The organism is Arthrobacter sp. OAP107, assembly GCF_040546765.1.
In the GTDB taxonomy this organism is placed as follows: domain Bacteria; phylum Actinomycetota; class Actinomycetes; order Actinomycetales; family Micrococcaceae; genus Arthrobacter.
This window is the reverse complement of record NZ_JBEPOK010000002.1, coordinates 73,671-99,547: the sequence shown is the minus strand read 5'-3', so window position 1 is coordinate 99,547 and position 25,877 is coordinate 73,671. Positions and strand designations below refer to the sequence as shown.

Below are 25,877 nucleotides of genomic sequence, written 5' to 3'. Positions count from 1 at the left end.
TAGGGGCCGGACCACCACGGTTGTCTCAGGTCAGCCGGCTGCCTTGATCTGCTGACGGATGGTGTCGGCGGCTGCCTTCAATGTCGACGCAGGATCGGCACCGCCGATGATCGCTGCTTCCGCTTTGCTGAACGGATCCCAGGCGACGGCCATGGCCGGGAATGTGGGACTGGGCTGGCCCTGGGCGGCGGAATCGCCGAAGCCCTTCAGGACCGGGTCGCTCGCGGCGAGGTCATTGAAAGCTGCCAGCAAGGCAGGTGCGCGCCCATCTGTCTTGGACAGGGACTTCGCCACGTCGGGGTTGTTGACCATGAAATTCGTTACAAACTCTTCGGCGAAGGTTTTGTTCTTGGCCTTGGATGAGACATAGAACGTCTGCGTCCCCACGAAGGGCTGCGAGGGTTTTCCGCCGATTCCCGGGACTGGCGAAACTGCATATTTCACGCCGGACTTCTTGAGGTCCTCGAGGGCCCAGCCACCGGAAACCAGGAACGGGGCCTTGCCGTCAGCGAAGAGCGCGATCGAGTTGTCTCCGCTGATGGACGTTTTCAGGACCCCTGCCTTGGCGAACTCCTGGATCTTGGTCATGGCCGCGATGGATTCCGGTTTGTCCAGCCCCAGGTCGTCCTGGTTGTAGCTGCCGTCAGCGTTCTGGCCGAACAGATACCCGCCTGCAGAGGTGAACAGCGGCTGGAGGTGGTAGGAGTCACCGTTTTGGCCCACGGGAAGCGAGAGGGCCTCGGTGACTTTGCCCTGATTCTTCAGCTCCAGACCAGTCGTGACGAGATCCTCGAACGTGGCTGGGAGCTCCGGAACGAGCTGGGTGTTACGGATCAGCGCAACATTGTCCACCGCTTGGGGTACGCCGTAAATCTGCCCGTTATAAGTTACGGATTCGACAGTGACATCAACGAACTTTGACTTCGTTTCGGGGCTGAGGTTCAACGGTTCGATAGCGGCATTTTGGATCAGATTTCCAAGGCCATCCGCGGCGGTGAGTATAACGTCAGGGCCTTTGCCAGAGTTGGTAGCCGTTATGTACTGGGCGCGCAGCTCACCGACGATGCCCTGCACCTCAACGGATATACCGTTGTCGGCACCGAACTTCTCGGCAAAAGGCTTCAGACTGGTGGCCGCGCCCTGTGTGGCCCAGATGACCAGATCTGCATTGCCACGCTCAGGGGCCGCAGTGGATGATGACGCATCAGGTGCAGCGACAGCCGATGTGGCCGCCTCCGACGGGGACGTGCTGGTCCCTCCGCCGCTGCAGCCGGTGGCGAGAAGTCCAAGGGCAGCCAAGAGGGCAAACCCTGGGGCAACTATTTTTGGGGAACGCATGAAGACTCCTTCATCTTCCGAAATTGGTCGCCGAGGCCAAAGCCGACGGCGCTGTCAACGATTTCCCTCGGCCAGCTCACGTGCGTCAAATCACGTTTAGCGTTATACCAATCGGCGCACGAAGCGGAGGAAGGTTTAGCGTTATACTGGAAATGTAGCAAAGCGCTACAGCGACTGTCAATGGGGGAGAGGGCCTGACCGTACGATGGAGACTGTCATATGTACCGCGGTGGTGAGGGGGTGAAGGCCATGGCCACGCTCAAAGACATCGCCAAGGAAGCCGGCGTGACGGTCATGACCGTCTCCAATGTGATCAATGGCAGGCACGATAAGGTTTCCCGGGCAACCATCGAGAGAGTCTCCCAAATTGCCAGGCGGCTGGACTACGTCCCCAGTGCCACAGCACGCAGCCTTGTCGCCAGGTCCTCTCAGCTCGTTGGCGTGCTGTTGCCTGCCCCCGATGATGAAGGCATCGTCCTCAGCACCCACAACGTGGTCGTCATCGGCATCATCGAGCGCTTGCTGCGCGACAACGGGTATCACTTGCTGCTGCGCGGGGTTCCCGACGTTGAGGAGGCCTCAGGGACGCTGCGATCCTGGAACCTGGACGGTGCAATCTACATAGGCTTTCTGGACAGCCAGATCCAAAAGATGCGGGCCACGTTCGACACGCCGCTGGTCGTGCTTGAGAGCTACGCTGCCAATGCAGACTTCATGAACGTCCGCCTCAATGACCGAAAAGGTGGCTACCTGGCGACCCGGCACCTTATCGAGAAGGGCCACAAACGTATCGCATTCGTGGGCCCGGATACGACCGAACGCGGCGTAGTCAAAGAGCGCTATGAGGGCTACAGGCAAGCCCTTGAAGAAGCCGGGATAACACCTGATCCTGCGGTCGCGCTGACCTCTGACGTCAGCCACGCAAGAGGCATTGAAGCCGGGCGGCTGCTCTGCGCAGAATACGGCGATGTCACGGCCGTATTTGCAACGGCTGACCAGCTTGCGGTCGGAATCATGGAAGGCGCCCGCACGGCAGGACGCACCGTGCCGGACGACCTATCCATCGTCGGCTTCGACAACCTCGAAATCGCAACCATCGCCAACCCTAAGCTGACAACGATCACCCAGGACCTGGACCGAAAGGCCCATACGGCCGTCGAACTCCTCCTACAAAGCCTGAAAGCGAAAGACCAGCAGCCACAGGAGACAGTTCTTGAAGTGGAGCTTATCGAACGCGAATCGGTGAAGGACCTAAACGGTAGCGAACTCTGATCGAGCTCTCCGCAACCCAAGTCTCGACAGCTGCCGAGATCGAGGTCTAAGGCCCATGGCTGGTGAGCGGCTTGCAGCGCGATGATCTGTCGTTCCCGGCGGGCAGGGGTCCGGCGTGCTGACCATGGCAGCCAGCCGGGGCAGGTCATCCACGCCGCCCTCGCGCAGCTCACGGTAGCGGCCCAGTAGCTCCATCACCCGGATGTTCTGTTGTCGCTCTTTGTCGTCAGTTGCCGCTAGCGAGGATGCTCCACCATGCCGCCACGCGGAGGCTTTCCTCAGTCAACGCGGCCCGTTGACAGTCAATTCAACGCTTGCTAGGTTCATGTGAATGCTGAACGAACAGCATTTAGTGGCTTATTAAGTATAACGATAAACGTGATCTGCAACGCCAACCCTGTGATGTGGCTGATCGTTGACAGCGCCGTGGCCTCAGTGCCCGACGGAAACTTTCGAAGATGAAGGACTCTGCTATGCGTCCCCCCAAAATTCTTGCCCCCGGCTTCGCCTTCTTTGCCTCCCTCAGCCTTCTCGCCACCGGCGTAGGGACCAGCGCGTCCCCGTCCGAGGCAGCCACATCGACAGTGGCTTCGCCAGATGCGTCATCCAGTGCCCACATCCAGCCAATGATCAGAGGATTGGACAAGAACTCGCCAGAGGCTGGCCCCGGGAGAGTCGCACAAGGTGATGTGATCGCTAATTTATGGGAATGGAACTGGGAATCGATCGCCAAGGAATGCGTGAATGTCCTGGGTCCGAAGGGCTACGGCGGAGTGCAGGTGGCGCCTCCGCAGAACTCGGTGAGCCTGGACAACGTGCCCAATAAACCTCAGCATCCCTGGTGGGAGGTCTACCAGCCGGTCGATTACACCTTAGATAGCCGGATGGGCACCGAAGCTGAATTCAAGTCCATGGTGACCGCCTGCCGTGGCGCCGGAATTAAGGTTTACGCAGATGTGGTGATCAACCACATGGCCCGCGATGGCAGCGAATCGTACGGCGGTGCCACTTTCACCCGGTACAACTATCCTGGGCTCTACGAGCGCGCGGACTTCCACAGCCACCCGGAGGACTGCCCAGTGCCGTTACCGGCGGATCCAAATGATGAGAACACTATCTGGAACTTCAACGACTACCGGCAGGTCACCAACTGCGAGCTGCTAAGGCTTCCCGACCTTCGCACCGAAACTAATGAAGTGCAGGACACGCTGGCAGGGTATCTGAACAAGCTCATTAACTACGGGGTGTCCGGGTTCCGCGTCGATGCTGCCAAACACGTGCCTCAAACGGACCTGGCTTCGATCAAAAGCAGGCTGGATAGAACCGTGGACGGGGACACACCGTACTTTGCCCTGGAGGTCATCCCGGGCGGTCCCGGGAAACTAACCCCTCATGCATATCAGGAGGTCGGAGATCTGCTTGGTTTCGACTTCGCGTACCAAGTCAAGAACGCATTCAAGAGCTACAACCCCGGCAGCCCGGGAAATATCACCAATCTCGAGGTTTTTGGTGAGGACGCAGGTCTGCTGCCCAGCGAAAAAACAACAGTTTTTGTCCAAAACCATGACACCGAGCGCGGCAACGACACACTCAGTTACCGCGATGGCAGCACGAATACTCTAGCAACCCAGTTCATGCTGGCCTACGGATACGGAACCCCCCAAGTCTACGCAGGCTATGCCTTTGAGGGCCTTAAAGTGGATTCTCCCCCGTCGGACGATCAGGGCTTCGTCACCAATACCGACTGCAGCAAGGCGTGGGCCTGCACCCACCGCAACACCGGGGTCGCGAATATGGTCCGGTGGCACAACAATGCGGGGGACGCCAAGCTGGAGAACTGGTACGACGACGAGGTCAACCTTATTGCGTTCAGTCGAGGCAACAAGGGATGGATCGCCATCAACAACCATGCAACCGACCAAACGCAGACCTTCCAGACGGGGATGCGTGCTGGTACGTACTGCAATATCATCCATGGTGACTTCAACAATGGCACGTGCACCGGACCTACCGTTCAGGTGAACAAGCAGGGAGAAGCCACAGTGACTATTAAGAGCAAGGATTCAGTAGCTTTCGATAGCAATAACCTGATCCGGCGCTAAATCATCACTGGAGACGGGTGTTCTTGGTGCCAGTTCCGGCCCGCAGCGCAAACGCTGAGTTCGAGGCTACGCAACTTGGTCACAGTCGTGAACCGGCACAATGAGGCCTGACCGAGGCCCTGGGCCCGGCATTGTGCCAGCCCAGGGCCTCACGCGTGCTTAGATGTGCATCAGGGAGTCTTCAAGCTGTACTGCTGGCACAGGCGACGCCGGCACCGCTACTGCCAAATGTCAGTCCGGATGGATACGCCGGTGATCGACGGGCTCCCGTGCAAGGAGAGCAGCGTTAGACCCGATCCACGGCGAACTTGAGCTCCGGCCTCCGAAAACATTCATTTGCTGCAAGGCAGGCTAACCTTCGAAAACTCGGAATTAGACTTAGAACTGGAGTTCTCGCAGCTACTTCTACTCCCGTGGTTTTTACGCCGATAACCGTGATTTCGTCAACCTAGGGGAGTGGTCTGAGTCCTCGCCGAATGCCCTCGCGTGTAGAGCGCTTTGGGAAAACCATTCATTGTCGGAGCCATCTAATAGGCTTGCCGACGTGAGCGTATACACCCGGATTGGCAGCCTGACCTCGAAGTCCGATGAGCAAATAACAATTTCCCAGGTTGGTGTGACGTGCATCGTCGGCAGTAACAACGCCGGCAAGTCGCAGATGTTGAGAGACCTCTTGGCCTTGCTTCGGCAGGAGGATGCTCACACCGTCGTCTTGAGGGAGATCAAGCTCGAGCGGAACAAGCCCACCCGCGACGACGTTGTCGAGTGGCTGAGCAGGAACGCAGTGCAGCATCCGCCCGAGATCGGCTACCCAGTCCAGTACTCGCCATTTGCTGAAGATATAGCGGAGCCTGGTCACACGGTAGTCGACGCCGACAACCTGATGAATTTCCAGCTGGACAATTCACTGGGACAGGTCGACGCATTCTTCGTACGCCACCTGACCGCCGGTAGCTTGACCAAGGTCGGAAGTACCGGTCTGTCGCATCCCGGCCTGAGTCTCAGGCCTTCCGCGCTTCATCAGTTGTACGTAAACAGCGAGCTCGAAGAGGAGCTCTCACAACTGGCTCACAAGGTTTTCGGCATGCATCTGACATTGGATCGCATCAACTTCGAGGTAACTCTTCGGGTGGGGGATGTTGACGTTGAAATTCCGCCGCTCAACCGCCCGACCAAGGAATACGCCGATGCGGTCATGGCCCTGCCAACTTTGGCGGAGCAAGGCGATGGCGTCAAGAGTTTCATTGGCCTGGCCCTGGCCGTGGTGATGGGCGGCTCACAGATACTGCTGGTGGACGAGCCGGAGGCATTCCTGCACCCGGGGCAGGCCCGGGCCCTGGGCCGCTGGCTCAGCGAGCAGGCCAAAGAGCGGGGCCTGCAAGTCATCGTCGCCACTCACGATCGCGACTTCATATTAGGCCTGCTGAATGGGGATGCAGAGTCACCCGTCCATATCATCCGGGTCGTGCGGGGAGACGAAGACGCCAGCGAGCTTTATGAGCTATCTCCAGGCGACATCAAAGCCACATGGGATAATCCTGTGCTTCGCTACTCGAACATCCTCCAGGGGCTCTTTCACAGCCGGGTTGTGGTCTGCGAAGCAGACGCAGATTGCCGATTTTTCGGCGCCGTTCTCGACCAGCTGGCAGAGGATACGGGCCAGAGGAAGGAAGCGGACGACGTCCTTTTCGTTCCGGCTGGAGGGAAGAACGGCGTGCCGGCCCTCGCCGGAGCTCTGGGTGGGTTGGGCGTTCAAACCCACGCTTTGCTGGACTTTGACGTCTTACGTGAGAAAAAAGACATTAAGGCCATCGTCGAATCTATGAGCCACAATTGGGCTGAACTTGATGACGACTACCGCTCATTCTTCAACCCAATGCGCAATGAGAAGAAGGTCGATCTCTCCAAGAAAATCGGACTGACAGCCGTTCCTGCCGGGCCGCCTACAGTAGCTTGCGACCGCCTAATCAATAATCTTCACGCCATCGGCATCCACATCATCCCTGTCGGTGAGATGGAAGGATTCGACCGCACGTTCGACAGGAAAGGTTCCGAATGGGTCACTCATGCCCTGATGACAGATGTGCACAAAACTTCCCAATCTGCCAAGGACTACGTCAGTAAGGTCCTAGTGAACTGATCAGCTTGCTTTCGAGCATCACCATGGGTTACACGCGACGGACCGATAGGCGGGCAGTCTCATACCGGCCCTCTATAGAAGAATATGGGCTTGTATAAAGAACCCTACATATCCCTACATAACTTTTTATAGAGTTGGTCGCCCCGATAGCCCGAGGTCGACACGTTCCATCAGCGCAAGGCGGCGAGGCGCAACCCGTGGGCTGAGAAGGGCCGCGAGCCGTGGGGCACGTCCATGCTAGGGGCGGATTGATTCATCTGATGAGATACGCAGAGTTCTACTTCAAATAAGGCCGCTTATCGGCGTTCGGTACCTTGTGATTCGGGGTGTGATTGAGCCGTTGAAACAAACTGTTTTCAATGGCAGCATGAAGTTATGACAGCAGTTGCAGGAGCCCGGGGTGGCCTGAAGGCGCACCAGGATTCGATACGGCTGCCCGAGCCGGAGCTGGTCCGGGAGCTGCGGGACATCCTCGGCGCGAAGCTCGTTGCCTACATCGGCTCGGTCAAGGAAACCCGGGCCGTGCCCCAGTGGGCGGACGGCGAACGGAAACCGTCGGCCGAGGTCATGACCCGGCTGCGCCACGCCTACCACGTGGCCGCGTTGCTGGCCGAGCAGGACTCCCGGTCTGTTGTCCAGGCCTGGTTCCAGGGCATGAACCCCCAGCTGGACGATGTCCCGCCGGCCCGCCTGCTGCGCGAAGGCAAGCTCGAGGCCGCGGCACAGGCTGTCCTCGCTGCCGCCAGGGCGTTCGCGGCGGCAGGCTGACGGGTGGGTTCCAAGCAACAACTGGCCACAGCTACTGCCGACACGCGGGTCTGGCGGATTGGTTTCCGCCCCGAGCCGTGGGCGTGGAGCGGGCGTCACGGAAAGGGCGAACAAGCTGAAGGGAACCGTTGAAGGAAGGCTAATCGCAAAGTTGAGCTGGCTGCCCTTTATCGGGGCGTCGGCAGATGCAGGGACGCTCCCTCGGACGAGGTGTCCGAGGTGGTGGCACCCTCTGTTAGTTGCCACCACCTCAGACACATCAGTTTTGGGCACCTAGCTTAAGGTCGCCAGGTGTCTTCATCCGATCCGGAGATGGAAGGGTGTTTGCGCCGGAGATCGCTGATCTGGTTCTGGGCGTTTTGTATCTGCTTGACCATGTTTTGTTTTTCATAATCTTCGCGGTATCGCTTGTATTTCTCGATGTGGGTTCTGATATGGGCTCTGTGCCCTTCGATTTTCTTCTTCGCTGATGCGGTGTTGTCGGACATGATGGCTGCCTGTCTACTCGTGATTATGCGGGAATGGTCGGGAGGGAAGGTCAATTACTTGCGTGGCAATGGGGGCAGGTAACTGTGACGCTGTTCCAGGACGCTTTGGACCAAAATGCTTTGTTACAGGCCCGGCATTTGTGTGGTTCGGTGTACGTCGAGGTCCGGCTGGCGGCGGCAGTGACGGCCATTTTCGATTGCTCCTTTTAAAGTGTGTGTCAGTCCGATGGATAGTTGCACTCAGCAGAGCGAGCGGTGGTGTGGCTGCCGCATCACACCGGTTCTCCGCCATGTGTGGCGGACACAGGCGTCCTGGGCGCTGCCCGGCGGTGGTCCCCAAAGATGCGGGGAGTTGGGACCGTTGAGATAAATTGACCGATGCTGGTTGAAAGATCTCCGGTGCCACCGCAATCCGGGCACTCCGGATATCCATTAGTGGGGTTGTCGGGTTCTTGCGGGCGCCACAGGGTACGGTCGACCTCGAGCCCAACCCGTGATCCGTCGTCCACGCCCTGGGCGGAAAATGCGTTTAGGCCTAGGGTTTCGTGGATGTCAGGATCGAGGCTGGCAAGCACAAGGTTGCTATGCGCTACGCTGCCTAGCAGCCTGGCGTACCTTTTCGTGGCTGGATGCTCTGGGTTAGCGGTTCGAGAAACATGATGAAGGAGTCCGAAGGCGATGGGTAGCTTGAGTCCGTTCAGGCGTGCGGTTGCCATTATCGGAGCGCCAGCCGATCCGACAGTATTGCGGTAGCCGTTCTCCAGGTACGCAACGTATCGAGACCTTTGGACGCAGCGGATGCATGCGCGCGTTACCCCCGGGGCTGCGAAGGTGAGCTCAATGCCGCGGCCTTCGAAGTAGACCGTCCCTCCGATGACCGGAATACCCAGATGCAGGCCGAGCCGGTGCACGCGTGCCTGCGCCTCGAAATTATCTGTAAATGCACCCAAAATAGTCGCTGAAGGCGAGACGTGAGCAGAGCCCGGCAGCCATCCCACAGTAAGACGCCTAACGGCGCTGTCGGAGAGCGCTTCGAGTTTTGCCTGAACGGTCCAAACACGGGCGTGGGGATTGATATCTACGAGTCGCCTAGCGATGACATCGACCTTTGGGGAGCCTATATCAGAACGATAAGCCTGTTGTGTGGCCACATTCGCGGCTTCGACGACGTCCGGGTCCACAAGCACAAACTCCGCCAAGCCGGCTCTGGCCATGTCTTCGAGGAATGAAGCGCTTCCACCACAGCCAATGGCAACGACCCTTGCCCTTGTCATAACGTTCATGTCGTAGGCGTCTCGGACGCGGTCGAACTCCGCCGGCAGATCCCGTGAAGGCGAATGCCCGGGCAGAACGATGACATCTATGTCGTCAAGTTTCACCCCTGAACCGTCGCGGACGGCAGCGTAGCCTCGAAGTGAAAATTCCCCGGTGTCCGGTTTTGTTTGGGCGATGGGAAGCAGGAGCCGATCCAGTTCGGGTATGCCAGCCAGGATACGGGTTGCGTAGTCCAGATCGGGACGGGACGGGCGGACTGCACCCCTAGGATGGCTGTGGATGAACCCCAACAGGTTGATACCGGCCGGGTTCCACTCCATACGCATCAGGGTGTTAATTGCTTTGTAGTCGGGGTAATAGGTCACGGCCGTGCGGGCGGAAGTTTCATCGAGATGGAAATGTTCAACACCTCCGGAGCCGCGGGTGCCGCCAAGTGGGCCGCCAGTCTCAGCGGGCAAACTTCCAACCGTTTTCTCGATTTTCATTAGGACTTCAGCCGTGAAGACGACCGGCGCGGAGGCGTTGAGGACTGTCGGCGTGATCTGGGCGATGCGGTCGGTGCCGTGGGAGGCAGCCGGGGTGTTACCTGGTTCTGGCCCTTGCGAGCCAGGCCGGCGAAGCCGGTCCTTCAGAAGCCGGTCCCTCAGTGGAAATTTCTTCATCGGTTGTGCCTCCAATTTGATAGAAAGCCACGCAGTCCGCCCGGCCGAGAGTTGTGCCCCGTAGGCTGCGCGGGTGATGATTGCCGAGGCGGCGTGTTCCGTGCCGGGAGTCGAGGTTGTTGGGCAGCAATTTCGCCGACGTGTCCCCGGAATTCCCAGTTTGCCGACGATGACACGTCGGGCACTTCGCGTTCCGGCCCTGGTGGAGGAAACACCCCGGTGCGGATGTATTCGTAGGTTGCATCCGCCCAGGCGCGCGCAACGCCCTTCGCTTGGTCCAGCGACCGGGGAGCAGGTGCCCAACAGATGTAACGCCCTCGAGCATCGGATAAGCGATGTGATTGATGAGCGCCGTCGGCTCTTCCGTTGTAGTCAGGTTGTTGCCGGATATAGATGCGCCATTCCCCGCCAGCGACCTGAACGAAGTCAAAACAGAAGGTAGCTCGACGATCCAGCGTGGTGTAGTACGTATTTTTGATCTCAAAAGTCATTACTTCGGTCCTCCTGGAATCGACCCGCGATCGTAGCCGCGTATGGCCCGGACAGGGTGCCCTGCCCGGGCCACATTGCGGATGCCCTTCCGGCTGCACCTGCAGCTAGTGGAAGCCTCCGGCGGGGATTTCGTCCCCTCCGTGGAAGCCTCCGGCGGGGATTTCGTCCCCTCCGTGGAAGCCTCCGGCGGGGATTTCGTCCCCTCCGTGGAAGCCTCCGGCGGGGATTTCGTCCCCTCCGTGGAAGCCTCCGGCGGGGATTTCGTCCCCTCCGTGGAAGCCTCCGGCGGGGATTTCGTCCCCTCCGTGGAAGCCTCCGGCGGGGATTTCGTCCCCTCCTCGTACCTTGGCGTTGCGCATAATTACCACCTCCCTGAAGCGCTCTAGGCAACCACCCGAGCACGACTCCATTAGCCGTGTACTCACGAGCGGCGCAGTTCATGGGCGGCCTGGAGTGGGTCCGGAAAATGACCGGACTCGCGGTACCTGCAGGTACCAACGACCCAGAGGGCCACTGCGGCCGCCATTTGGTCCGCATCCCGCGGCTCTGGTGTCCAGCACACGTATTCGCGGCCCAGGGTGTCGGTAAGTCTGTGAGTTGCTCCGAGCCCAGTTGCTTGTCTCAAATATCCGGGCTGCTCGAGAATGTACGCGCGGCACACTCGATCAGCAAAGCGAACCAGCGCGAACTCGAACCTGTGCCCGCGCCACAGGACAGTGGTCCGGTGCAACAGGGATAGAACCGGAAGCCTGCTGGTGCTTTGGAACGCGAAATTTGTTCCAGGAAGAAAGCTCGTGCGGCCGGTGGTTATGCCGCGCCTTGGAACGGCGAAGTAGAGGACTATTGCGAGAATGAAGCCGACAAGGAGCAGGAGTCCAGTCAGCATGGCGACTCACCTGTTTCGGGGGTGTCGCCGACGTCCGTTTCGTCTCCGTTTCGCCCGGGACTCACATGCGCCTGCCCATCGAAAGCGATGCGCGCGCTCTTAGACGGCAGCGCAGCAAATTCTGTTCCCAAGTCGGCTTCCGCGAGATATTCGAGGGTCCGGACCCCCAACTGGTTTCCGTCCAGCCGCTGCAGGAGGTTGCTCAGATAGGCAGGGTCGATCCATTCCAGGTGGACACCGTAGTCTGCCGCCACGGTCACTACGGAACGGGCAGCTATCTCCGCTAGAGCATCCGAATTGAGTTCGGTGAACGCGACGACGTCACCGAAGCGGCCGACGAGTTCTGGGGCTACTCCGTGTCGAAGCAGATGGGTCCTGCCCGTTTGGTCATTGTGTGTCCGGTCGTCAAGCTCAGCGGCACCCAGGTTCGAAGTGAACAGCAGTACGGCTGTGCTTGCGTTGGTCCCTCCGTAGCGTTCGGAGTCTAAGCGTCCTTTATCTAGTAAGTTCATGATCGTGACGAGCACTGCTGGGTGGGCCTTTTCGATCTCGTCGAAAAGAACCACGGCCTTCCCGTTTCGAGCCAATTCACTCGCCAGGGACCTGTCGCCGTATCCGATGTAACCGGGAGGGGCGCCCACCAAGCGTGAAACGGAGTGCTTTTCTGTGAACTCGCCCATGTCCAACCGGATATAGGACCAAGTGTCAGAGCCTATGGTGTCAAGGGCTTCGGCGATTGCTTCTGCCGCTGAGGTCTTGCCTACACCCGTGGGGCCGATCAGCATGGCTGAATACGGTTTCCTAGGGAATTCTTTGGTGGCGTGAAGGGCGATGCGTGTTGCCAGGATCGTCAGTGCGGCGTGCTGCCCCACCACAGAGGCTAGCAGCAAAGATTTTAGGGCGGTTTCTGTCACTGCGTTCAACGCTGGGGCCTGTACCGAAACATCAGCGAGATTCGTTACCGTGTTTACAGCCAACATGGGCGGCCGCTGATTGACGGGGGGAACAGGTTCCAGTGGCAGATTGTCTTCGCCGGGGATTACCCCCGCAATCCACTCAATGAGCGCGCTTAGATTCTGGAAGCGACGAGTGCCCTCGTCGAGCCACTGCGCGATTTCGGGATCGTCTCCTGTGTACGTCAAGCCGCGGTCCACATGGAGCAGTACGCCGGTAGTGGTGGTTTCGATGCCAATGCGAGCCGTAGGGGGAATCGTGCCGAGTGGCATCAGATGATCCGGATACGTGACGCATACGTGCCGGCTGCGATATTCCAGAACGGATAAAGCACCTGGAGGCAGGTCAGTGGGGGAGCGACTCATGGGGCACCTCATTTCTGGGTTCGTTGCCAACACTGTGGGCTGTTTTGGGTCCGCCCCTGAGGGTGTTGGTTCCTGATTGTCCGGGGTTGTGCTCGTGGGATTGTCGCTTTGTCCGCGTTGGCGGCTCTGGGCGTTGAAATAAAGGTATACCTGTTGCGCTGCTGAGTCAATACCTATTTATTCGTTCTGAGGCACCATCAGATTCAACGCAGTCGTAACCCGTGGTTGGCCCGCAGGGCGGGACGTTGCCCATCGCGGGGATGGCCAGTGGGACGCTCTGGTCCTCGCGGGAGACGTCCGCCCGCCTCCGTCAGCAGCTCCCCGTCTCCAATCATCACGAGACAACTCGCTTCCGCAGCTTAAGGTATAGACTCAGCACATTTGCGCGTATACCTTTACGTTAGCACCGCAGGCAACAGACATGAGGAGCATGACACTGAAGACCGAAAGGCGAGCACTTGTAGTAACTGCCCCTGCAGGTTCTTTAGCCCTGGGGTCGCTGACTGCGATGGCTCTGCCGACGACGGCCGCTCCTCCTACAAAAGATTGCGGTCCAGTGGTCCAGGTGGTCTGCACCAAGACGTGGGACAGGGCAACCACCAGCGACTTTTACGAGACTTTCAACTCGTGGTGGTTCCCGGCGGTCCGGAAGTACGCGAACCCCGCTCGGGCGCTTGTCGAGGGCGTCCTGGGCGCAGATCTTTCCAAATCGAAGAAGGATCGGGCGATGGAGCGTCTGATTGAGACCGTGAACAACGCCCACGACCGCCAAGGTTGTCCCCAGGCCAAGTGGCGGAAGGGCGAGCGTAACGCTCCCGTCGAATGGACCTACACCACCGGAAATGCATGCCGCTTCTAGCGCAGCACATTTGAGCCTCCGGGCGAGTGCTGGAGCGGCATCGCTCCAGCACTTCCCCCGGAGGCATTTGTGCATCAATTGAGGTTTATTGGTTCAGTTTCTGCGCTGAAAGTCCCGACGGGCTTCCAGAAAATGGATGAACAAGGGATTGTCCATTTTCAGGAGTTGCCGAAGTGCATGCTCATCTGCGAGCGTTGCAGGATTGGGAGCCTGGGAGCCGACGTAGCGCTTCACGTCTAGCAGGAAGTCTGCCCTTGCTGAGTGCGGGCGATCATTGAACCGGGCGAGGAACGCCAGCTCGCTTTCAAACTGTTCATAGGTGCACTGAAACGCCGCTAGGGAGAGCCGAAGCGCATCTCCTACGCGTCGGCTTGCGGTATCGCTGAAGTGCTGGCCGACCGGCATCGGCCATATTGTCACGACCATATCCTCGATGACGAGGATCACGGGTATGGGTAGGGGTTGAGTGGGAGGGTCGAAGCTGCGAACAACACTCATCATTGGTTCCGTCCTTCCAGCTCAAGAGCTCCTGCAGAAGCTATTGTTTTTTATTAGAAGCTATACATGCGACTGAACTTCTGTGTAGCGCTGATAAGAGTATACTTTTATCAGCGTGCGCGGGGACCACTGCGCCGACTTTATGAAGGAGGAACCGTTATGGGTAGGAAGACTTTGCACGAGGCGGGCATGACCCCCGTTACCAGCCGAGTCCCGGCCGAGGTGGCCGAAACTTTCAAGCTCATGGCGGAGGCGAGCGGAAAGAGTGTCTCCTTACAGCTGCGGCAATTAATCGAGGACTGGGTCGCGACACAAGATGCTGATGCAATGATCGAGTCCCGTCGGGCCGATCTCGAAGCGTCCAACCAGCGGCTTCGAGAGCTCGCTCTCCAGGGCAGAACTCTCAAGGATGACCAGGTAGTTAAGCAAAGCGATCTCGCGAACGGTAAGTAGCGCTTTTCGCGCGGCCCGGACCCGCGACGACTGTCCGAATTTGGGGTAACTGTTACTGAAGCGTGTTGGTTCTTACCGGCTGGGTTCATAACCACTCCTATCCTTACGGCCAGGAAGTTCTTGGCTGATGAGAAGAGCGAGAGTGAATTCCTCGCTGGTACCGGAAGGGGAGTACTCCTTCCGGCGGCACAGTATTATTTTACGTTCTGCACTCTTGGGTTGCTAGAGAGCAGACTCAGATACTTCGTTGAAAATAATCGTGATGCCTCGTTACCCTTTTCCCATGACTGCATTTCCCCCCCATCAGGCCTTCGATGAAATCCTTGAGGATCTAGTCCGTGCATCGGGGGTCAGTCGCAGCGTTCTGGCGAGCGTGCTGGTCAGGGCAATGGTGGTGGCTCCAGATGACGCGGTGCGTGCAGATATAGCAAGAGGAACAATGCTTGGCCGGCCACGTGCGCTGAATCCCAGCGCTGTCAGCAGAGCCGTGGCCTCCTTGGTTGATTTGGGGCTACTCTCCGAGGGGCCGCTACAGTCCGACAAGGATAAGCGTGCGGGACGTCCGGTGAAACCCATACGCCTGGGCAGCCGACGATGGGGACTTCTGGGAATCAAAATCGTGCACGCGAACTCCCGGCCCACGGCTCTTAGCGGCGTAATCATGACGTTGCGGACAGATGTTCTCGTAGAAAAACATGTCAAGCTTCCCAAGAGTGCGACATTTAGAAACGTGGCAGAACATGTTCAAAAACTTGTACAAAAACTTGAACAACAACTCGCCCAAGACATGGGGGAGGAGGCACCGAGGCGCATGTTGGCGGCCGGCGTTGAGGTGGCGTCGCATGTCAAAGAGGGCGTCCTGATAGGGGCTACTCACATGGGCCTTCCGATCGACACGGACTACGACCTGCTGGGCGCTCTCCGAGAACGACTTCACCTTCCGGTCGTAGTTGACAATGACGTCAATGTCCTCGCGGTTCGTGAGCTTTACCGAAGCGTTTATAAGGAACGGGACATTGCGATTATCGCGGTCTTTACTGATGGTGTCGGAGGTGCACTGATCGTTGACGGACGGGTGTATCGGGGTGGCGGAGGTATGGCTGCCGAACCTGGGCACCAAAAAGTACACATACGATTCGGTGAGGATGCCCACGCGGCCGGTGCTGCCACACCTGGAAGCCCTTCCGGATTTGCCGCGCCATGTCATTGCGGAAAGGCAGAGCATGTGGACTGTTATTCAGTACCCGCGAGGATTCTCGCCGAAATACCGAATGCTAAGTCCTTCGCTGAGGCGGCTGAATCGCCGGGCCGCCTGGCGACAGGCGAATTAACCCGCGCAGGCTGGGCCTTTAGCGTCGGAGGCGAAGCGCTGGGGCAGGCAGTGGCGTCCCTCGTCAACATCGTGAACCCATCGAGAGTGGTCTTGGTCCTCCCTGCCTCACTTTCGCCCCACGACGCAGCACCTGGCTCCGCTGCTCGAGAGTACCTCCATGCAGCAGAAAATGCTGTGACTGAATACAGCTTCTCAATGGGCGCGAACGATGCAAGGGCGGGACTGTCGGCGCTTACCGTTGAAGTATTAGACGAAGAAGACGTCAGAAAAGTCGGCGCCCGTTCAGCGGCTATCCGTGCATTTGATGCGTTTATCGCTCATGCTCGAGGATTGGATGAATGCAAGGATGACACCACGGGGTTTGTCCGCGACATAGCCTGACCACCGAAGGGTGGAGTTCCAGCATCGCATGGGTGGCCTACATGACCTGCTCCGATGCGCCCGTCCAACCTTGTCCCAGGAGTCGCCTGCCGCCTTGGCGCTTGCGACGGCGTCATCGGGCTGGGCTTCGAGGTCCTTCTGGCGCTTCTACACGGGTTTTCTAGGTTCCAGAGCGTCGACGAGTTCGCGCGCGGCCTTGCTTTCGCGTTGGAATTCCTCAACGATAACCCACTTCGCTACGTCAAACGCACCGGAAAATGCGGCTCCGACGACGGTGGTTATAAAGCTCAGGATGGCCAAAATCCTTTGCGCGACGTCAGTCAAGAACTTGAGCTCTGGTAAGTCAGGCAGCAGGAGCTCAGGCAACTTTGCATATACCGCAACGCCTAGCAAAACACCTCCACCCACGAAAATGACGAATGATCGTATCTGCTCCCTGGTGTACTCAAAGGGTGCAGCTGGCTTGGAGTTTCTCGCCACGAGGTTGCCGAGCAGGAAGGCGGCACTAGCCGCGATGGATGCCAGGGAAGCACCTGGCATGATCTTCTCGGCATCAGCCTGCGGGAGGACTGCGTACCATATTGCGGCCGCGAGAATCAGTAGGATCTCCAACAGTAGAACCCGGTTCAGTCTGCGCACAGTCGTGTACTCAGTCTCTGATCGCTTGCATGCGGTATTGTCACGCCAAAGCTTGATCTGGGTACGTTTCCTGTCCCTTTTGGAGAGGTGGGTTAGCTCCCCAAGGATCTTGGTCCGGGCGGAATTCGAATATCTAAACGGCCTAACGAGGAACTCAACCTTTCTGGGGGCTGAGGTAACTGGATCTGTGCTGAACTTGTAGGTGCCTCGATGCTTTTCAGGGTGCGTCGAGATAAGGGCGACGTCGACATGTACGACGTGCTTGCTTCGGAACGGCCACATGATTCCCCCCGGTGTTAGACAGCCTTGGTGCCCGTTTTTCTGGTCACCAAGGCTTGAGTCTATGCGAATTATTCTCTACTGTTTCAGCTCTCTTACGTCAGGGAACCAGCCTTCCAGGGCTTTCTTTGGTTCCAGGTGTTCTGGTTCCCGGTGGGACTTCATGTCCCACCTGTGAAACGAGCCGCGAGGGTCCAGCAGAATGCTCATGTGTTGGTCGGCGTGGTCTTTCCACCAGACACTCATTCCTGTTGCCCCGTCCATGCGGAGGTGTTCCCAGACGCGCCACAGTGCTTCTATCCGGCAGACTGCTTCGGGGCGGGATCCCGCGGAACTCATGGGTGGCAAGTTGGTAGCATTCCCCGCGCATGGCAAAGATCGACCTCCATAGAGCTGCCAGGGCGGTCCGCCGGGCGGTCTCCGGTCCGCGCTGGGCCGGGGCAATACACAATCTTTCTTGAGCGGCCGCGGAGGGTCGCTCTACCCCTCTCGGCGCGCCTACTGGTAACGGTGCATATTCACTTTGGAACTATTCAGTGTCGGTCGACGGAAACCGCTCCGGATGCTTAGGGTCTCTTCCTCGTTCTCGCCAGTACTCGTCCCTCTGCCATAGCGAGAATCTGGTTATTTGGACGCCCATCACGACGACGGCGATGCCGAGGAGAATGGTCCGAGTCCAGAGCCATGGCTCCGAATCGACACCAAAGAGGCTTAGGACGGTGGAGATCAGCATGATGACCATCACTGGAAGGAACCAGCGGAGGATGCGTTGAAGCCTCCGCTGTATCTCTTCCTTTGTTGCCACCATTGCCTCCATTGGCCGGGCTGTCATCGGAGATTATCCGGGACGCCTAGATTCTTGGATAGCGAGACCAGGGCTCGGCGGCCGCGGCAGCGTGCTTCTGTGCCACCTGGTAGCTGTAGCCGAGCATTTCGGCCACGAGCGGCGCTGGCACCTCGTTGACGAGGGCGCGGAGGGATGCGTTGCGTGCGCCTAGGAGGTTGATGCCGGTTTCCCGGAGCCGTTCCATGAGGGTGTTGGGGTGGATGTGCTGCCCTGCGCGGTAGCCGGGGAACAGCCATTCGCTGCCCGAGCTGCTGCCGGTGCGCATGTTGGGGCGTGAGGCCAGGTGTTCTGTGAGCAGTGAGGCGAAAGGTTCCGGTACGGGCGCTGGATCTCCGTCGCCGAGTGACAGTCGCAGGCCATCGGGCGTGAGGATCACATCTGTGCTTTTCATCGCGGCGATCTTCACGACTGGCTGGGCGTAAAGCAGCAGGAAGGTGGCAGCGACGCGGTAGGGCAGGGTATCTATATTGTCGGTCAGGCAGGCTTTGAGCATTGCGAGCCGCGGTGCCTGGCCTAGAACTGGCACGGTCTTGGCTTGTCGGAATCCGATGGTGATGTTGGTGCAGGTCCGGTTCTTTACCGCCCAGACGAAGAAGGTTCTGATGGAGTGCCTGGTGGTGGGGCCGTCTGCCAGCCATGCGTCGACGTCGGCCTGAACGCAGGACGCGGCGATCTGTCCGTGGGTGAGTTTGAGCCAGGTGAGGAATTTGATGGTTTCGGTGATTTCTTGCTTCGCGCTGTGGACGGGGCCCTGGGTGGGCTTCCCGTCTGTGGAGAGGCTCCTGATGCGTCGCAGGTGGTGCCAGCGGGCGAAGGACTCAATGGGACGCCGAACCTCGGGGTCATCGATGTCGTCGAGCTTGCCGGGTAGCCACCGCTCAAAGAGGGCGAGGTAGTGGTCCCGGGCGGGGAGTAGCTTGTGGTGGGTGAGCAGGCTGCGCAGGTGTTCGACCCGCAGGCTGTTGGGTTCCTGGTCGAGTGCTTCGTGGCTGAGGGGGATGTCTCCGGTGGCGAGTCGTTCGAGCAGTTCGCGGACGCCGGTTCTTCTGAGCCAGGTGAGGATGCTTTCGGGGCGCTGGGCTCCGCAGAGCGCGGCGAGCAGTTTCGCTGCCGTCGTTGCCGTGCCCTGGGATTCGTCGACGTGCAACAGCGCCGTGAGGTCGTTCCGGAGTGCGCAGCGGGCGCAGGTGTTCTGGCGGTAGTGCTCAGTTTCCGTGCCGCAGCCGGAGCAGTGGTAGTCCTGGGTGATGCCGGCGCAGTCGACGCAGACTGGATGGTCGCCGTGGGTAGCTGACCTGCCCGGGAGCATGCGCTCTGTTCTGCAGCCGGGGCAGGTTCCCTGGGTGCGCATGGCGACCGTGAAGCAGGTTCCGCAGATCCTGCCTTCTGGCCAGCTGGCACGGTGTTTGCCGGCTGCCCGGGAGCACCTGTCGCAAGTAAAGGCCCCGGCCGTGCGGGGCCGGCCGCGGACGCCAGACCGCGGGGTGATCTCAGTCGTCATCGCGGATCACGCGGGCGCGTCTGGGTCTGATGGTCTTGTTCAGGTCCACGACGTTGGCGTCGGAGGCGACCTTGCGGACCCTGGCGTCTGTTGCCGTGACGGTGACCAGGTCCTCGGGTCCGCAGGAGAAGATGTCGCAGAGCGCGGCGATCATCATGAGTGAGACGCGTTCCGGGCGTTGGGTGACGAGGCGGTAGACCTGGGAGGCGGAGAGTTCGATGCCGCGTTCTTTCAGCGAGGGGCTGAGGTCGGTGCTGTTGTGCATTCCCCGGGCTGCCATGAGTTCTGCAAGCCGCCACCGGTAGTCGATCTCTCGTTTCATGAGGTTCAGTCTCCCATTCCGGCCAGGGCGTCTCGGATGGTGGAGTCCAGGGCGCGGCGCAGTGTTTTGACGCGGTAGTCGCTGGAGACGGAGGTGTAGAGGGCTGTGGTGGAGGCATGCTCGTGTCCGGCCTGGTGCTGGACGAACAAGGGGTCCATGCCTGATTCGATCAGGTGGGTGATGTAGGAGCGGCGCAGGGAGTGGATGTCCAAACCGGGGGAGAGGCCCAGGTCTTCGCAGTAGCGGTTGAAGCGGCGGTTCAGTGCGGCCTCGGAGACGAGCGTGCCGCGTTCGGAGGGAAACAGGTCCAGACTGTCGGTCATGTGCGGGTGGCCTTGTTCCAGCCAGTCGGCGATGATTTCCGCGGACCAGTCGAACACGGTCAGGACGCTGCGGCGTTTGGGCGGTGAACCCTTCATGGCTTTCCCGTACCGGACCTGGAGCACTCCGTGCTTGCCGAATTCCCGGGCGTGCGGGTTCCTGGAGAAGTCCACTGTCTGCAGGTGCCTGACCTCGTTACGACGCAGGCCCCAGCAGTAGGCCACCTTGAAAAGGACCGCGTCCCGGTAGGCCGGCAGCCAGCCCTTGCGCCCCAGGGTCGCAATCCGGTCCACCTCGTCATCGGCACGGTCAAAGAATGCCTGCAGCTCCTGCCGGGTAAAGGGGCGCCGTTTCGGAGCCGATTCGTTGGCCTGGGCGTGGACTGCCGTGTTCCAGTCGAAACAGACCTGGGCGGGGTGCGTTCCGAAGTACTGTTCGCAGACCCGGTCCCAGCCATAGTCAGGCGAGGCCACATAGGCGCAGAACGCCCGGAGCGCTGCCTGATAGGTACGGATGGTGGACTGCGCGGCGTGCTTGACGCTGCGCAGATCCCCAAAGAACTCATCCACGTGCGCCGGAGTCCACTGCCACGGGTACTCGTTCGTGGATTCCTGGAAGCGCGTCACCAGCCGTTCGCGGGAGTCGATGGTGCCAAACGCCAGATTCCTGCTCAACTGCTGGTTGCGCCAGCCATCGAGCATTTGGGCGAACACATGGTCCTCAGGGTGAAGGAACCGTACCGCCCGGAAATCGAGCACCCGTCCCGCTGAATCGACCGCCACAGACCCTCCAAACACATTGCATCAGATGCATGAATCATGCAATTAATGCAGAATGCCTGCAAATCTGCAGGTCAGCCCCCCGCGCCTGCCGCCTCCAGCCAGGTTCGTGCGACCCGAATCGACTGCTTGGAGAGGCCTCCAGTCCGGCGCAATGGTTAACGTTCTCGCAGATCAGGGGCGGTTTGTCGTCGTCGAAGCCGGGTGACGCCCGCTGACGCAATGGAGGAGGGGCGATCTTGCATCGGATGCAATAATCACTGTTCAGCTTGACATAACGATAATTATCGGCGTTTAAAAATGGCCGGGGGCGAGGCCGAAAAGGGCCTTCTCCTACCTTCCGCTGAGGGATCTGCCAGCCGGCGGCGGGGCTGCCTGCGGGTCGCCGTCGGTGGTGTAGGCCGTTTCGAATTCGTAGACTTTCTAACGGCCTGAAGCGGTGGTCCATCCCGACGGAGCGAAATGGCCGGTGCCGCTTATCGTCCCATCACTTGGAGCACATCGAACACGGTCCGGAGCAGAGCGAGGGCGAGGCTGCATGCCGCTATCCAGAGCCCTGCGATCTGGACCCGTGTAGCCTTGCCGCTGCCTTTTTCAGTCACCCGAGACCACCTGCTCCTTCGAATTGGGTGACCATCATAGTCCTGGGGCACAGACACTTTTGGGGGCCCGGCCACAGCCACAAGGCCGCCATGCACAGGATATCCACCGCCTGCCGGGGGCCGGATCAGGGACCTGTGAAGAAGTGCGTGCGCGTTATCCACCGGAATTTGGCGGCGTGTCCGAGCCCCCGGGAGCGTCGTCGACTACCGTTGCCATCACGGAGGAAGCTGCAGAGGTCATCACGCCTGCTCGCAGATCTGCGCAGGCAGGCTCTGGAGTCCAGCCAGCCGTGGCACGCTCCCTGTGAATCTTGTGAATCTTGTGAATCTTGTGAATCTTGTGAATCTTGTGAATCTTGTGAATCTTGTGAATTAGTGAATCTCACTTTACAGGGTGCTGCGTTACCGGGAACGAGGTCGACAGACCGGTTTTGGCCCCTGCCTCCCGTTCCGGCAGCGGTATCCGCAGCGAAAACTGTGCTACCGAGCAGTCCATGTGCAGCGTGTCGATGTCGTGCCAGGGACTAACCGCAGAAGGATCACCGCGTTCTGTCGAAGGTCAGGATCCTGGCGGCGGTTGGGCGGGCGGCCAGAACTTCCGTTTTGGATCTTCCGGGCTCATGATGCCGACGCTGTTACCGTCCGGATCGTCGACGATCGCGTAGCGGGCGCCCCAGAAGGCGTCGTAGGGCGGCTGATGGCCTCCGTACCCGGCAGCGGTCAGCCCCGTGTAGATCTCGTCAACGGCCTCTCTGGTCGGCACCGAGAACCCGAGCACCGTGCTGCCCCCGGTCGCACCATTCCATCCCGAGTCCCACTGGCGCACAAACTCCACACTGTCCCATTCGATGACCATGCCGTTGGGCAGCCGGGCGGAGGCATGGAAAGCACCTGGTGCAGCCTCGATCTTCAGACCGAAGCGACGGTAGAAGGCAACGGCGGCGTCCATGTTCCGTACCACCAGATTTATTTGGTTCAAGACTGGTTCGTGAGACATGAGCCCACCCACCTCTCTGGGTCTGTTGCCATCCGTGCTTTAGACAACTCTTCCATCTCACCGCAGGCACCCGCGCCGGACATGCGCAGATCCTCCTAAGCCGCCGGGACCGCCCGCTGGGGAGCCACCCCTGGTTTCCAGCCGTAGAATGCACTCCCCCGTCCCCACCAGGGCTGACGCGTCGGACCGAGGGCGGACCAGGGCCCCAGGTGGCACGGGCGGGCACCAACCGGCGGCCCACCGCCAGTCAGTTTCAAGCGCCCGATTCTCGGAACGGGCCGTCAGGTCTCAGGTTGCTAGGACCAGGACTTTCCGGTCGCCGCTGCACGGTGGCAGGTCCTCAGGGTCCTGGACATCGCAGCCGCGAAACCTGAACACCTGAGCGCCGGGTACTCAAATGATTCTTCGAACACCGCTCCCCGGACATATTTCATGGGCCACCTCACGCGTCAACACGAAGCCTGTTCCAGCGCCCAAGTCAACGGATAACATGGGGTTCTTTAGACGGTATGCAGACTCCGTCCTTGTTGTCCCAACGGGCTGCTGCTGAAGGCTCACGGCGTGGATCCGTTGATCTACACTCCCAACGGCGGGAGAAACGGAGCAACATGTCCGGCCACTTCGAAGTCTTCGCCTCCCCTAATGGGGGCTACCGTTTCCGGCTACTGGATTCCTCAGGTAATCATCTGGCAACGTCCCGGCCCTACCCGACGAAGCAGGCAGCGGCGGCAGGAATATTCACCGTCCGGGAGATCGCCGGAACCGGCCTGATCAAGGACTCCAGGGCCAGCCAAGGTAACGTCGCCCGACCCGAAACCGGGCCGGTGAATGCCACAGGAGCCGCATCGCCGTCCCCCTGGTAACGGCTCTCCGCGTGTCCATGCCGGCAGCAGTGGGTTCAAAGAGGATGCATGGCCGCGCACCTAAACTGAGGCCCGGCAAAGGCGCCGGGCCACGCCACCCCTTAGCAGCCCGGGGAAATCGCAGCAGTACCCGGAGCAGATCCGGCCGTTCAAAGGGATAACCAGTGGACCCGTCCACCATCATGGTCTACGTCCTCGCATATTTAGCGACGATGGGCATCGTTTTCCTCATGTTGTTGCCCGGCATCATCAGCCTGGTCCTGCTCGTCCTCGTAGACGGGGCCATCCAGCTGATGATTCTGATCCTCAGACTCGCCGCTTTAGGTCTGTTCAGAAGCGCGAAGGCGCTCACCGGACGCCTGATCGAAAAGTTCCGCCGCCCGGGGAACACCGGCAGGCTGGCACACCACTGACCCCTGTCATTTGATCGGCCCCGGTAACCCCCGCACTCAAAAGCTGGAGGACGGCCCTGACTTCAGACGCGTGGCTGCGTTCTCTGCGGCCCGCCGGTGCAGGCCGAGGGAATTCATCCTCGGTCAAATCCGGACCACCGGTGCTTGCTGTGGCGAGGCCTTCCACGGCGACTCCCCGTGCGCCGCCCGCCCTGGCCAACCGCCTCACAAGGGCGGCGCGTGACCCACAAAAGGGCTGAAATAGACGCTCCCACCGGGAACGCTCGGTCGAGTTGGTCCAGCTTGCGGTTCGCCTGGCAAGAGTCGGGGCAACAAGCGCAGGCCGCCGAATTCTGCGAGAACGGCTCCACAGCGGCGGCCCATTCTCGTCTGGCATGCACCGGCACTATCACGGGGGGGTGCAATGCCCGCGGCATGACGTCATCCTTGGCCCTCTGACGGCGTATTCGTCGTGGCTACCGGCGGTGCGGTGACCGCGCCGCCGGCGCTATTCTCGTTCCCAGCAGGTTAATGCGAAGGGCTAACCCGGTGATGCCGGTGTTCCTCGGTGCTGGGCTTAATCGCCATCGCGGTGACCACGAGTGCAACCAGACCGGTGATCCATGATGTCCAGGCAACGCCCGTCTGCGTAGCGTACGAACCCAGCCAAGGAGACAGGAACAACAAGGCACCCAGGGCTGCCTGTACCCACTCCATGACGGGTGTTCCCGGCATAGACAGATTAATGACACCGCTGATGATCAACAGAATGCCGAAGACGACCACCAGCGCAGTCGAGGAACCGACCGCCGTGGTCCACATGACGGATAGAGCAGCATAGAGCCCGGCAACAACGGCGACCCAATCCTGCCATCGCGTCCACTTCTTCATCGAAATTCACCTCCCTTCCGGACCATCCCCCGGCCCGAAATGCAACCCGGAGACCTTGTTCCTTCGACGGTCCTGACCCCGGCGGCCGCCGTCTGCACCGCGGAGTGAGATCTCCACGGCCGTCCGGCGCGCACCAGGCAGAGACCGCTATTCCAATTAACAAAAGCCATCTACCGCTTCTTCCCAGTCCCAGCCCGCCTCTTCCCCCGGCGATGATGCCGTTCATCGCAGCCACAGCTTGGTTACTTCCCCCTGCAGGGGCAGCGTAGCCCTGGCCTGGGCATCGGATTTCCAGCACCGTAATGGCCTGGGCGCACGTACCTGCATCGCCGGCATCCAACTAAAGCCCGCCCTGTTGAATGGATTGTGGCACCTCGTACCGGGCAGCCCTTGTCTGGATAGCTCAGACCCCAACCTGACGCTGAGCGGGAAAGCCTTGACGTTCTTCTGGAAAGGCTCTAGAACTCAAGCTGACAGGTCGACGGGGTTGGAGGCATCGGTGGCTGGACAACGCATCGGGTACGTGCGCGTAAGCACCCTCGACCAGAACGAGAAACGCCAACTTGAAGGCCAGGTCCTGGACCGGGTGTTCACCGACAAAGCCTCCGGCAGGGACACGACCAGACCGGAGCTCACCGAGCTGCTGCGGTTCGCCCGTGAAGGAGACACCGTCGTGGTCCACAGCATGGACCGGCTCGCCCGCAACCTCGATGACCTGCGTTCATTGGTCCAGGGCCTCACCCGTAAAGGCGTGCGGGTGGAGTTCGTCAAAGAGAGTTTGGTCTTCACCGGGGAGGACTCCCCCCATGGCCAATCTGATGCTCTCGGTCATGGGTGCCTTCGCCGAGTTCGAACGCTCCCTGATCAGGGAGCGGCAGCGGGAAGGCATCGCCCTGGCCAAGCAGCGCGGAGCATACAAAGGGCGGAAGAAGACCCTCACGCCGGAACGGGCGGCCGAGCTGGTGCAGCGTGCGGCCACCGGAATCCCCAAAGCCGTCCTCGCCAGCGACTACGGCATCAGCAGGGAAACGGTGTACCAGTACCTGCGCCAAGCCAAGCTGTCCTGATCCCCCTCCCCCGCTGGCCAGCCGCTTCGCCGAAGTTGAACCTGCCAGCTTTAGGGAATCACGGTTATCGTCGTTAAAATGCAGTAGGTAGTAGGGCCCCAGGCTTCGGTG

General features: G+C 59.9%; 23 protein-coding genes and 1 pseudogene. 11 read left to right on the top strand and 13 right to left on the bottom strand.

Annotated features, from left to right (window positions below):
• Positions 1-30 precede the first annotated feature (30 nt).
• A complete protein-coding gene (locus ABIE00_RS25175) occupies positions 31-1,338 on the bottom strand; it encodes a sugar ABC transporter substrate-binding protein (RefSeq protein WP_354263660.1) in 1,308 nt (435 codons plus the stop codon).
• A 249-nt stretch (positions 1,339-1,587) separates the two neighbouring features.
• Between ABIE00_RS25175 and ABIE00_RS25170 the strand changes: the two genes are divergently transcribed.
• The 4 genes from ABIE00_RS25170 to ABIE00_RS25155 all read left to right on the top strand — a co-directional run bounded on the left by ABIE00_RS25170 (position 1,588) and on the right by ABIE00_RS25155 (position 7,620).
• On the top strand, positions 1,588-2,610 hold the full coding sequence (locus ABIE00_RS25170) for a LacI family DNA-binding transcriptional regulator (protein WP_354263659.1): 1,023 nt from the start codon (positions 1,588-1,590) through the stop codon (positions 2,608-2,610).
• A gap of 473 nt (positions 2,611-3,083) precedes the next feature.
• On the top strand, positions 3,084-4,712 hold the full coding sequence (locus tag ABIE00_RS25165; protein WP_354263658.1) for an alpha-amylase: 1,629 nt from the start codon (positions 3,084-3,086) through the stop codon (positions 4,710-4,712).
• A gap of 544 nt (positions 4,713-5,256) precedes the next feature.
• Positions 5,257-6,852 carry an ATP-dependent nuclease gene (locus tag ABIE00_RS25160; RefSeq protein WP_354263657.1) on the top strand — a complete coding sequence of 532 codons (1,596 nt, stop codon included), beginning with the start codon at positions 5,257-5,259 and terminating at the stop codon, positions 6,850-6,852.
• 375 nt (positions 6,853-7,227) lie between these two features.
• Positions 7,228-7,620, top strand: a complete 393-nt coding sequence (locus ABIE00_RS25155; RefSeq protein WP_354263656.1) for a hypothetical protein — start codon at positions 7,228-7,230, stop codon at positions 7,618-7,620.
• 278 nt (positions 7,621-7,898) lie between these two features.
• Here ABIE00_RS25155 and ABIE00_RS25150 read toward each other — a convergent pair whose 3' ends face one another.
• On the bottom strand, positions 7,899-8,108 hold the full coding sequence (locus ABIE00_RS25150) for a hypothetical protein (protein WP_354263655.1): 210 nt from the start codon (positions 8,106-8,108) through the stop codon (positions 7,899-7,901).
• 272 nt (positions 8,109-8,380) lie between these two features.
• Entirely contained in the window at positions 8,381-10,045 is a 1,665-nt protein-coding gene (locus tag ABIE00_RS25145) for a ThiF family adenylyltransferase (protein ID WP_354263654.1), read from the bottom strand.
• 572 nt (positions 10,046-10,617) lie between these two features.
• Here ABIE00_RS25145 and ABIE00_RS25140 point away from each other — a divergent pair.
• Positions 10,618-10,923 carry a hypothetical protein gene (locus ABIE00_RS25140; protein WP_354263652.1) on the top strand — a complete coding sequence of 102 codons (306 nt, stop codon included), beginning with the start codon at positions 10,618-10,620 and terminating at the stop codon, positions 10,921-10,923.
• Between the two features lie 493 nt (positions 10,924-11,416).
• Here ABIE00_RS25140 and ABIE00_RS25135 read toward each other — a convergent pair whose 3' ends face one another.
• Positions 11,417-12,742 carry an AAA family ATPase gene (locus ABIE00_RS25135; protein ID WP_354263650.1) on the bottom strand — a complete coding sequence of 442 codons (1,326 nt, stop codon included), beginning with the start codon at positions 12,740-12,742 and terminating at the stop codon, positions 11,417-11,419.
• A gap of 556 nt (positions 12,743-13,298) precedes the next feature.
• Here ABIE00_RS25135 and ABIE00_RS25130 point away from each other — a divergent pair.
• Entirely contained in the window at positions 13,299-13,601 is a 303-nt protein-coding gene (locus tag ABIE00_RS25130; RefSeq protein ID WP_354263649.1) for a hypothetical protein, read from the top strand.
• Positions 13,602-13,694: 93 nt separating this feature from the next.
• Here the strand turns inward: ABIE00_RS25130 and ABIE00_RS25125 are convergent, their stop codons facing one another.
• On the bottom strand, positions 13,695-14,102 hold the full coding sequence (locus ABIE00_RS25125; RefSeq protein ID WP_354263648.1) for a hypothetical protein: 408 nt from the start codon (positions 14,100-14,102) through the stop codon (positions 13,695-13,697).
• Positions 14,103-14,258: 156 nt separating this feature from the next.
• Between ABIE00_RS25125 and ABIE00_RS25120 the strand changes: the two genes are divergently transcribed.
• Both ABIE00_RS25120 and ABIE00_RS25115 read left to right on the top strand, forming a co-directional pair.
• Complete coding sequence (locus ABIE00_RS25120) at positions 14,259-14,552, top strand: ribbon-helix-helix protein, CopG family (protein ID WP_354263645.1); 294 nt, start codon at positions 14,259-14,261, stop codon at positions 14,550-14,552.
• Positions 14,553-14,835: 283 nt separating this feature from the next.
• The gene (locus tag ABIE00_RS25115; protein ID WP_354263644.1) at positions 14,836-16,266 is read left to right on the top strand and encodes an ROK family protein; all 1,431 of its coding nucleotides are present in this window, start codon (positions 14,836-14,838) and stop codon (positions 16,264-16,266) included.
• Between the two features lie 147 nt (positions 16,267-16,413).
• On the opposite strand, the gene ABIE00_RS25110 is transcribed toward ABIE00_RS25115, so the two are convergent.
• From ABIE00_RS25110 to ABIE00_RS25080, 7 genes are all read right to left on the bottom strand, one after another.
• The gene (locus ABIE00_RS25110; RefSeq protein WP_354263643.1) at positions 16,414-17,187 is read right to left on the bottom strand and encodes a hypothetical protein; all 774 of its coding nucleotides are present in this window, start codon (positions 17,185-17,187) and stop codon (positions 16,414-16,416) included.
• Positions 17,188-17,262: 75 nt separating this feature from the next.
• Positions 17,263-17,523 (bottom strand): DUF4913 domain-containing protein, encoded by a 261-nt coding sequence (locus ABIE00_RS25105; protein ID WP_354263642.1) that lies wholly within the window; start codon positions 17,521-17,523, stop codon positions 17,263-17,265.
• 190 nt (positions 17,524-17,713) lie between these two features.
• The gene (locus ABIE00_RS25100; RefSeq protein WP_354263641.1) at positions 17,714-17,992 is read right to left on the bottom strand and encodes a hypothetical protein; all 279 of its coding nucleotides are present in this window, start codon (positions 17,990-17,992) and stop codon (positions 17,714-17,716) included.
• 43 nt (positions 17,993-18,035) lie between these two features.
• Positions 18,036-19,340, bottom strand: a complete 1,305-nt coding sequence (locus ABIE00_RS25095; protein ID WP_354263640.1) for a site-specific integrase — start codon at positions 19,338-19,340, stop codon at positions 18,036-18,038.
• 181 nt (positions 19,341-19,521) lie between these two features.
• Positions 19,522-19,854 carry a helix-turn-helix domain-containing protein gene (locus ABIE00_RS25090; RefSeq protein ID WP_354263638.1) on the bottom strand — a complete coding sequence of 111 codons (333 nt, stop codon included), beginning with the start codon at positions 19,852-19,854 and terminating at the stop codon, positions 19,522-19,524.
• 5 nt (positions 19,855-19,859) lie between these two features.
• Complete coding sequence (locus ABIE00_RS25085) at positions 19,860-20,957, bottom strand: tyrosine-type recombinase/integrase (RefSeq protein ID WP_354263636.1); 1,098 nt, start codon at positions 20,955-20,957, stop codon at positions 19,860-19,862.
• Positions 20,958-22,115: 1,158 nt separating this feature from the next.
• A complete protein-coding gene (locus tag ABIE00_RS25080) occupies positions 22,116-22,535 on the bottom strand; it encodes a VOC family protein (protein WP_354263635.1) in 420 nt (139 codons plus the stop codon).
• Positions 22,536-23,161: 626 nt separating this feature from the next.
• On the opposite strand from ABIE00_RS25080, the gene ABIE00_RS25075 reads away from it, so the two are divergent.
• Together ABIE00_RS25075 and ABIE00_RS25070 are read left to right on the top strand one after the other, a co-directional pair.
• The gene (locus tag ABIE00_RS25075) at positions 23,162-23,416 is read left to right on the top strand and encodes a YegP family protein (RefSeq protein ID WP_354263634.1); all 255 of its coding nucleotides are present in this window, start codon (positions 23,162-23,164) and stop codon (positions 23,414-23,416) included.
• Positions 23,417-23,580: 164 nt separating this feature from the next.
• The gene (locus tag ABIE00_RS25070; protein ID WP_354263633.1) at positions 23,581-23,829 is read left to right on the top strand and encodes a hypothetical protein; all 249 of its coding nucleotides are present in this window, start codon (positions 23,581-23,583) and stop codon (positions 23,827-23,829) included.
• A gap of 507 nt (positions 23,830-24,336) precedes the next feature.
• On the opposite strand, the gene ABIE00_RS25065 is transcribed toward ABIE00_RS25070, so the two are convergent.
• Positions 24,337-24,699, bottom strand: a complete 363-nt coding sequence (locus ABIE00_RS25065) for an SPW repeat protein (RefSeq protein ID WP_354263632.1) — start codon at positions 24,697-24,699, stop codon at positions 24,337-24,339.
• 499 nt (positions 24,700-25,198) lie between these two features.
• Here ABIE00_RS25065 and ABIE00_RS25060 point away from each other — a divergent pair.
• Positions 25,199-25,766: pseudogene (locus ABIE00_RS25060) on the top strand (recombinase family protein).
• Positions 25,767-25,877 lie beyond the last annotated feature (111 nt).

Coding starts and splice junctions, on each gene's coding strand:
- ABIE00_RS25175 (WP_354263660.1), bottom strand. CDS start 1,338: ATGCGTTCCCCAAAAATAGTTGCCCCAGGGTTTGCCCTCTTGGCTGCC.
- ABIE00_RS25170 (WP_354263659.1), top strand. CDS start 1,588: ATGGCCACGCTCAAAGACATCGCCAAGGAAGCCGGCGTGACGGTCATG.
- ABIE00_RS25165 (WP_354263658.1), top strand. CDS start 3,084: ATGCGTCCCCCCAAAATTCTTGCCCCCGGCTTCGCCTTCTTTGCCTCC.
- ABIE00_RS25155 (WP_354263656.1), top strand. CDS start 7,228: ATGACAGCAGTTGCAGGAGCCCGGGGTGGCCTGAAGGCGCACCAGGAT.
- ABIE00_RS25150 (WP_354263655.1), bottom strand. CDS start 8,108: ATGTCCGACAACACCGCATCAGCGAAGAAGAAAATCGAAGGGCACAGA.
- ABIE00_RS25145 (WP_354263654.1), bottom strand. CDS start 10,045: ATGAAGAAATTTCCACTGAGGGACCGGCTTCTGAAGGACCGGCTTCGC.
- ABIE00_RS25140 (WP_354263652.1), top strand. CDS start 10,618: ATGCCCTTCCGGCTGCACCTGCAGCTAGTGGAAGCCTCCGGCGGGGAT.
- ABIE00_RS25135 (WP_354263650.1), bottom strand. CDS start 12,742: ATGAGTCGCTCCCCCACTGACCTGCCTCCAGGTGCTTTATCCGTTCTG.
- ABIE00_RS25125 (WP_354263648.1), bottom strand. CDS start 14,102: ATGATGAGTGTTGTTCGCAGCTTCGACCCTCCCACTCAACCCCTACCC.
- ABIE00_RS25120 (WP_354263645.1), top strand. CDS start 14,259: ATGGGTAGGAAGACTTTGCACGAGGCGGGCATGACCCCCGTTACCAGC.
- ABIE00_RS25115 (WP_354263644.1), top strand. CDS start 14,836: ATGACTGCATTTCCCCCCCATCAGGCCTTCGATGAAATCCTTGAGGAT.
- ABIE00_RS25110 (WP_354263643.1), bottom strand. CDS start 17,187: ATGTGGCCGTTCCGAAGCAAGCACGTCGTACATGTCGACGTCGCCCTT.
- ABIE00_RS25105 (WP_354263642.1), bottom strand. CDS start 17,523: ATGAGTTCCGCGGGATCCCGCCCCGAAGCAGTCTGCCGGATAGAAGCA.
- ABIE00_RS25100 (WP_354263641.1), bottom strand. CDS start 17,992: ATGGTGGCAACAAAGGAAGAGATACAGCGGAGGCTTCAACGCATCCTC.
- ABIE00_RS25095 (WP_354263640.1), bottom strand. CDS start 19,340: ATGCTCCCGGGCAGGTCAGCTACCCACGGCGACCATCCAGTCTGCGTC.
- ABIE00_RS25090 (WP_354263638.1), bottom strand. CDS start 19,854: ATGAAACGAGAGATCGACTACCGGTGGCGGCTTGCAGAACTCATGGCA.
- ABIE00_RS25075 (WP_354263634.1), top strand. CDS start 23,162: ATGTCCGGCCACTTCGAAGTCTTCGCCTCCCCTAATGGGGGCTACCGT.
- ABIE00_RS25065 (WP_354263632.1), bottom strand. CDS start 24,699: ATGAAGAAGTGGACGCGATGGCAGGATTGGGTCGCCGTTGTTGCCGGG.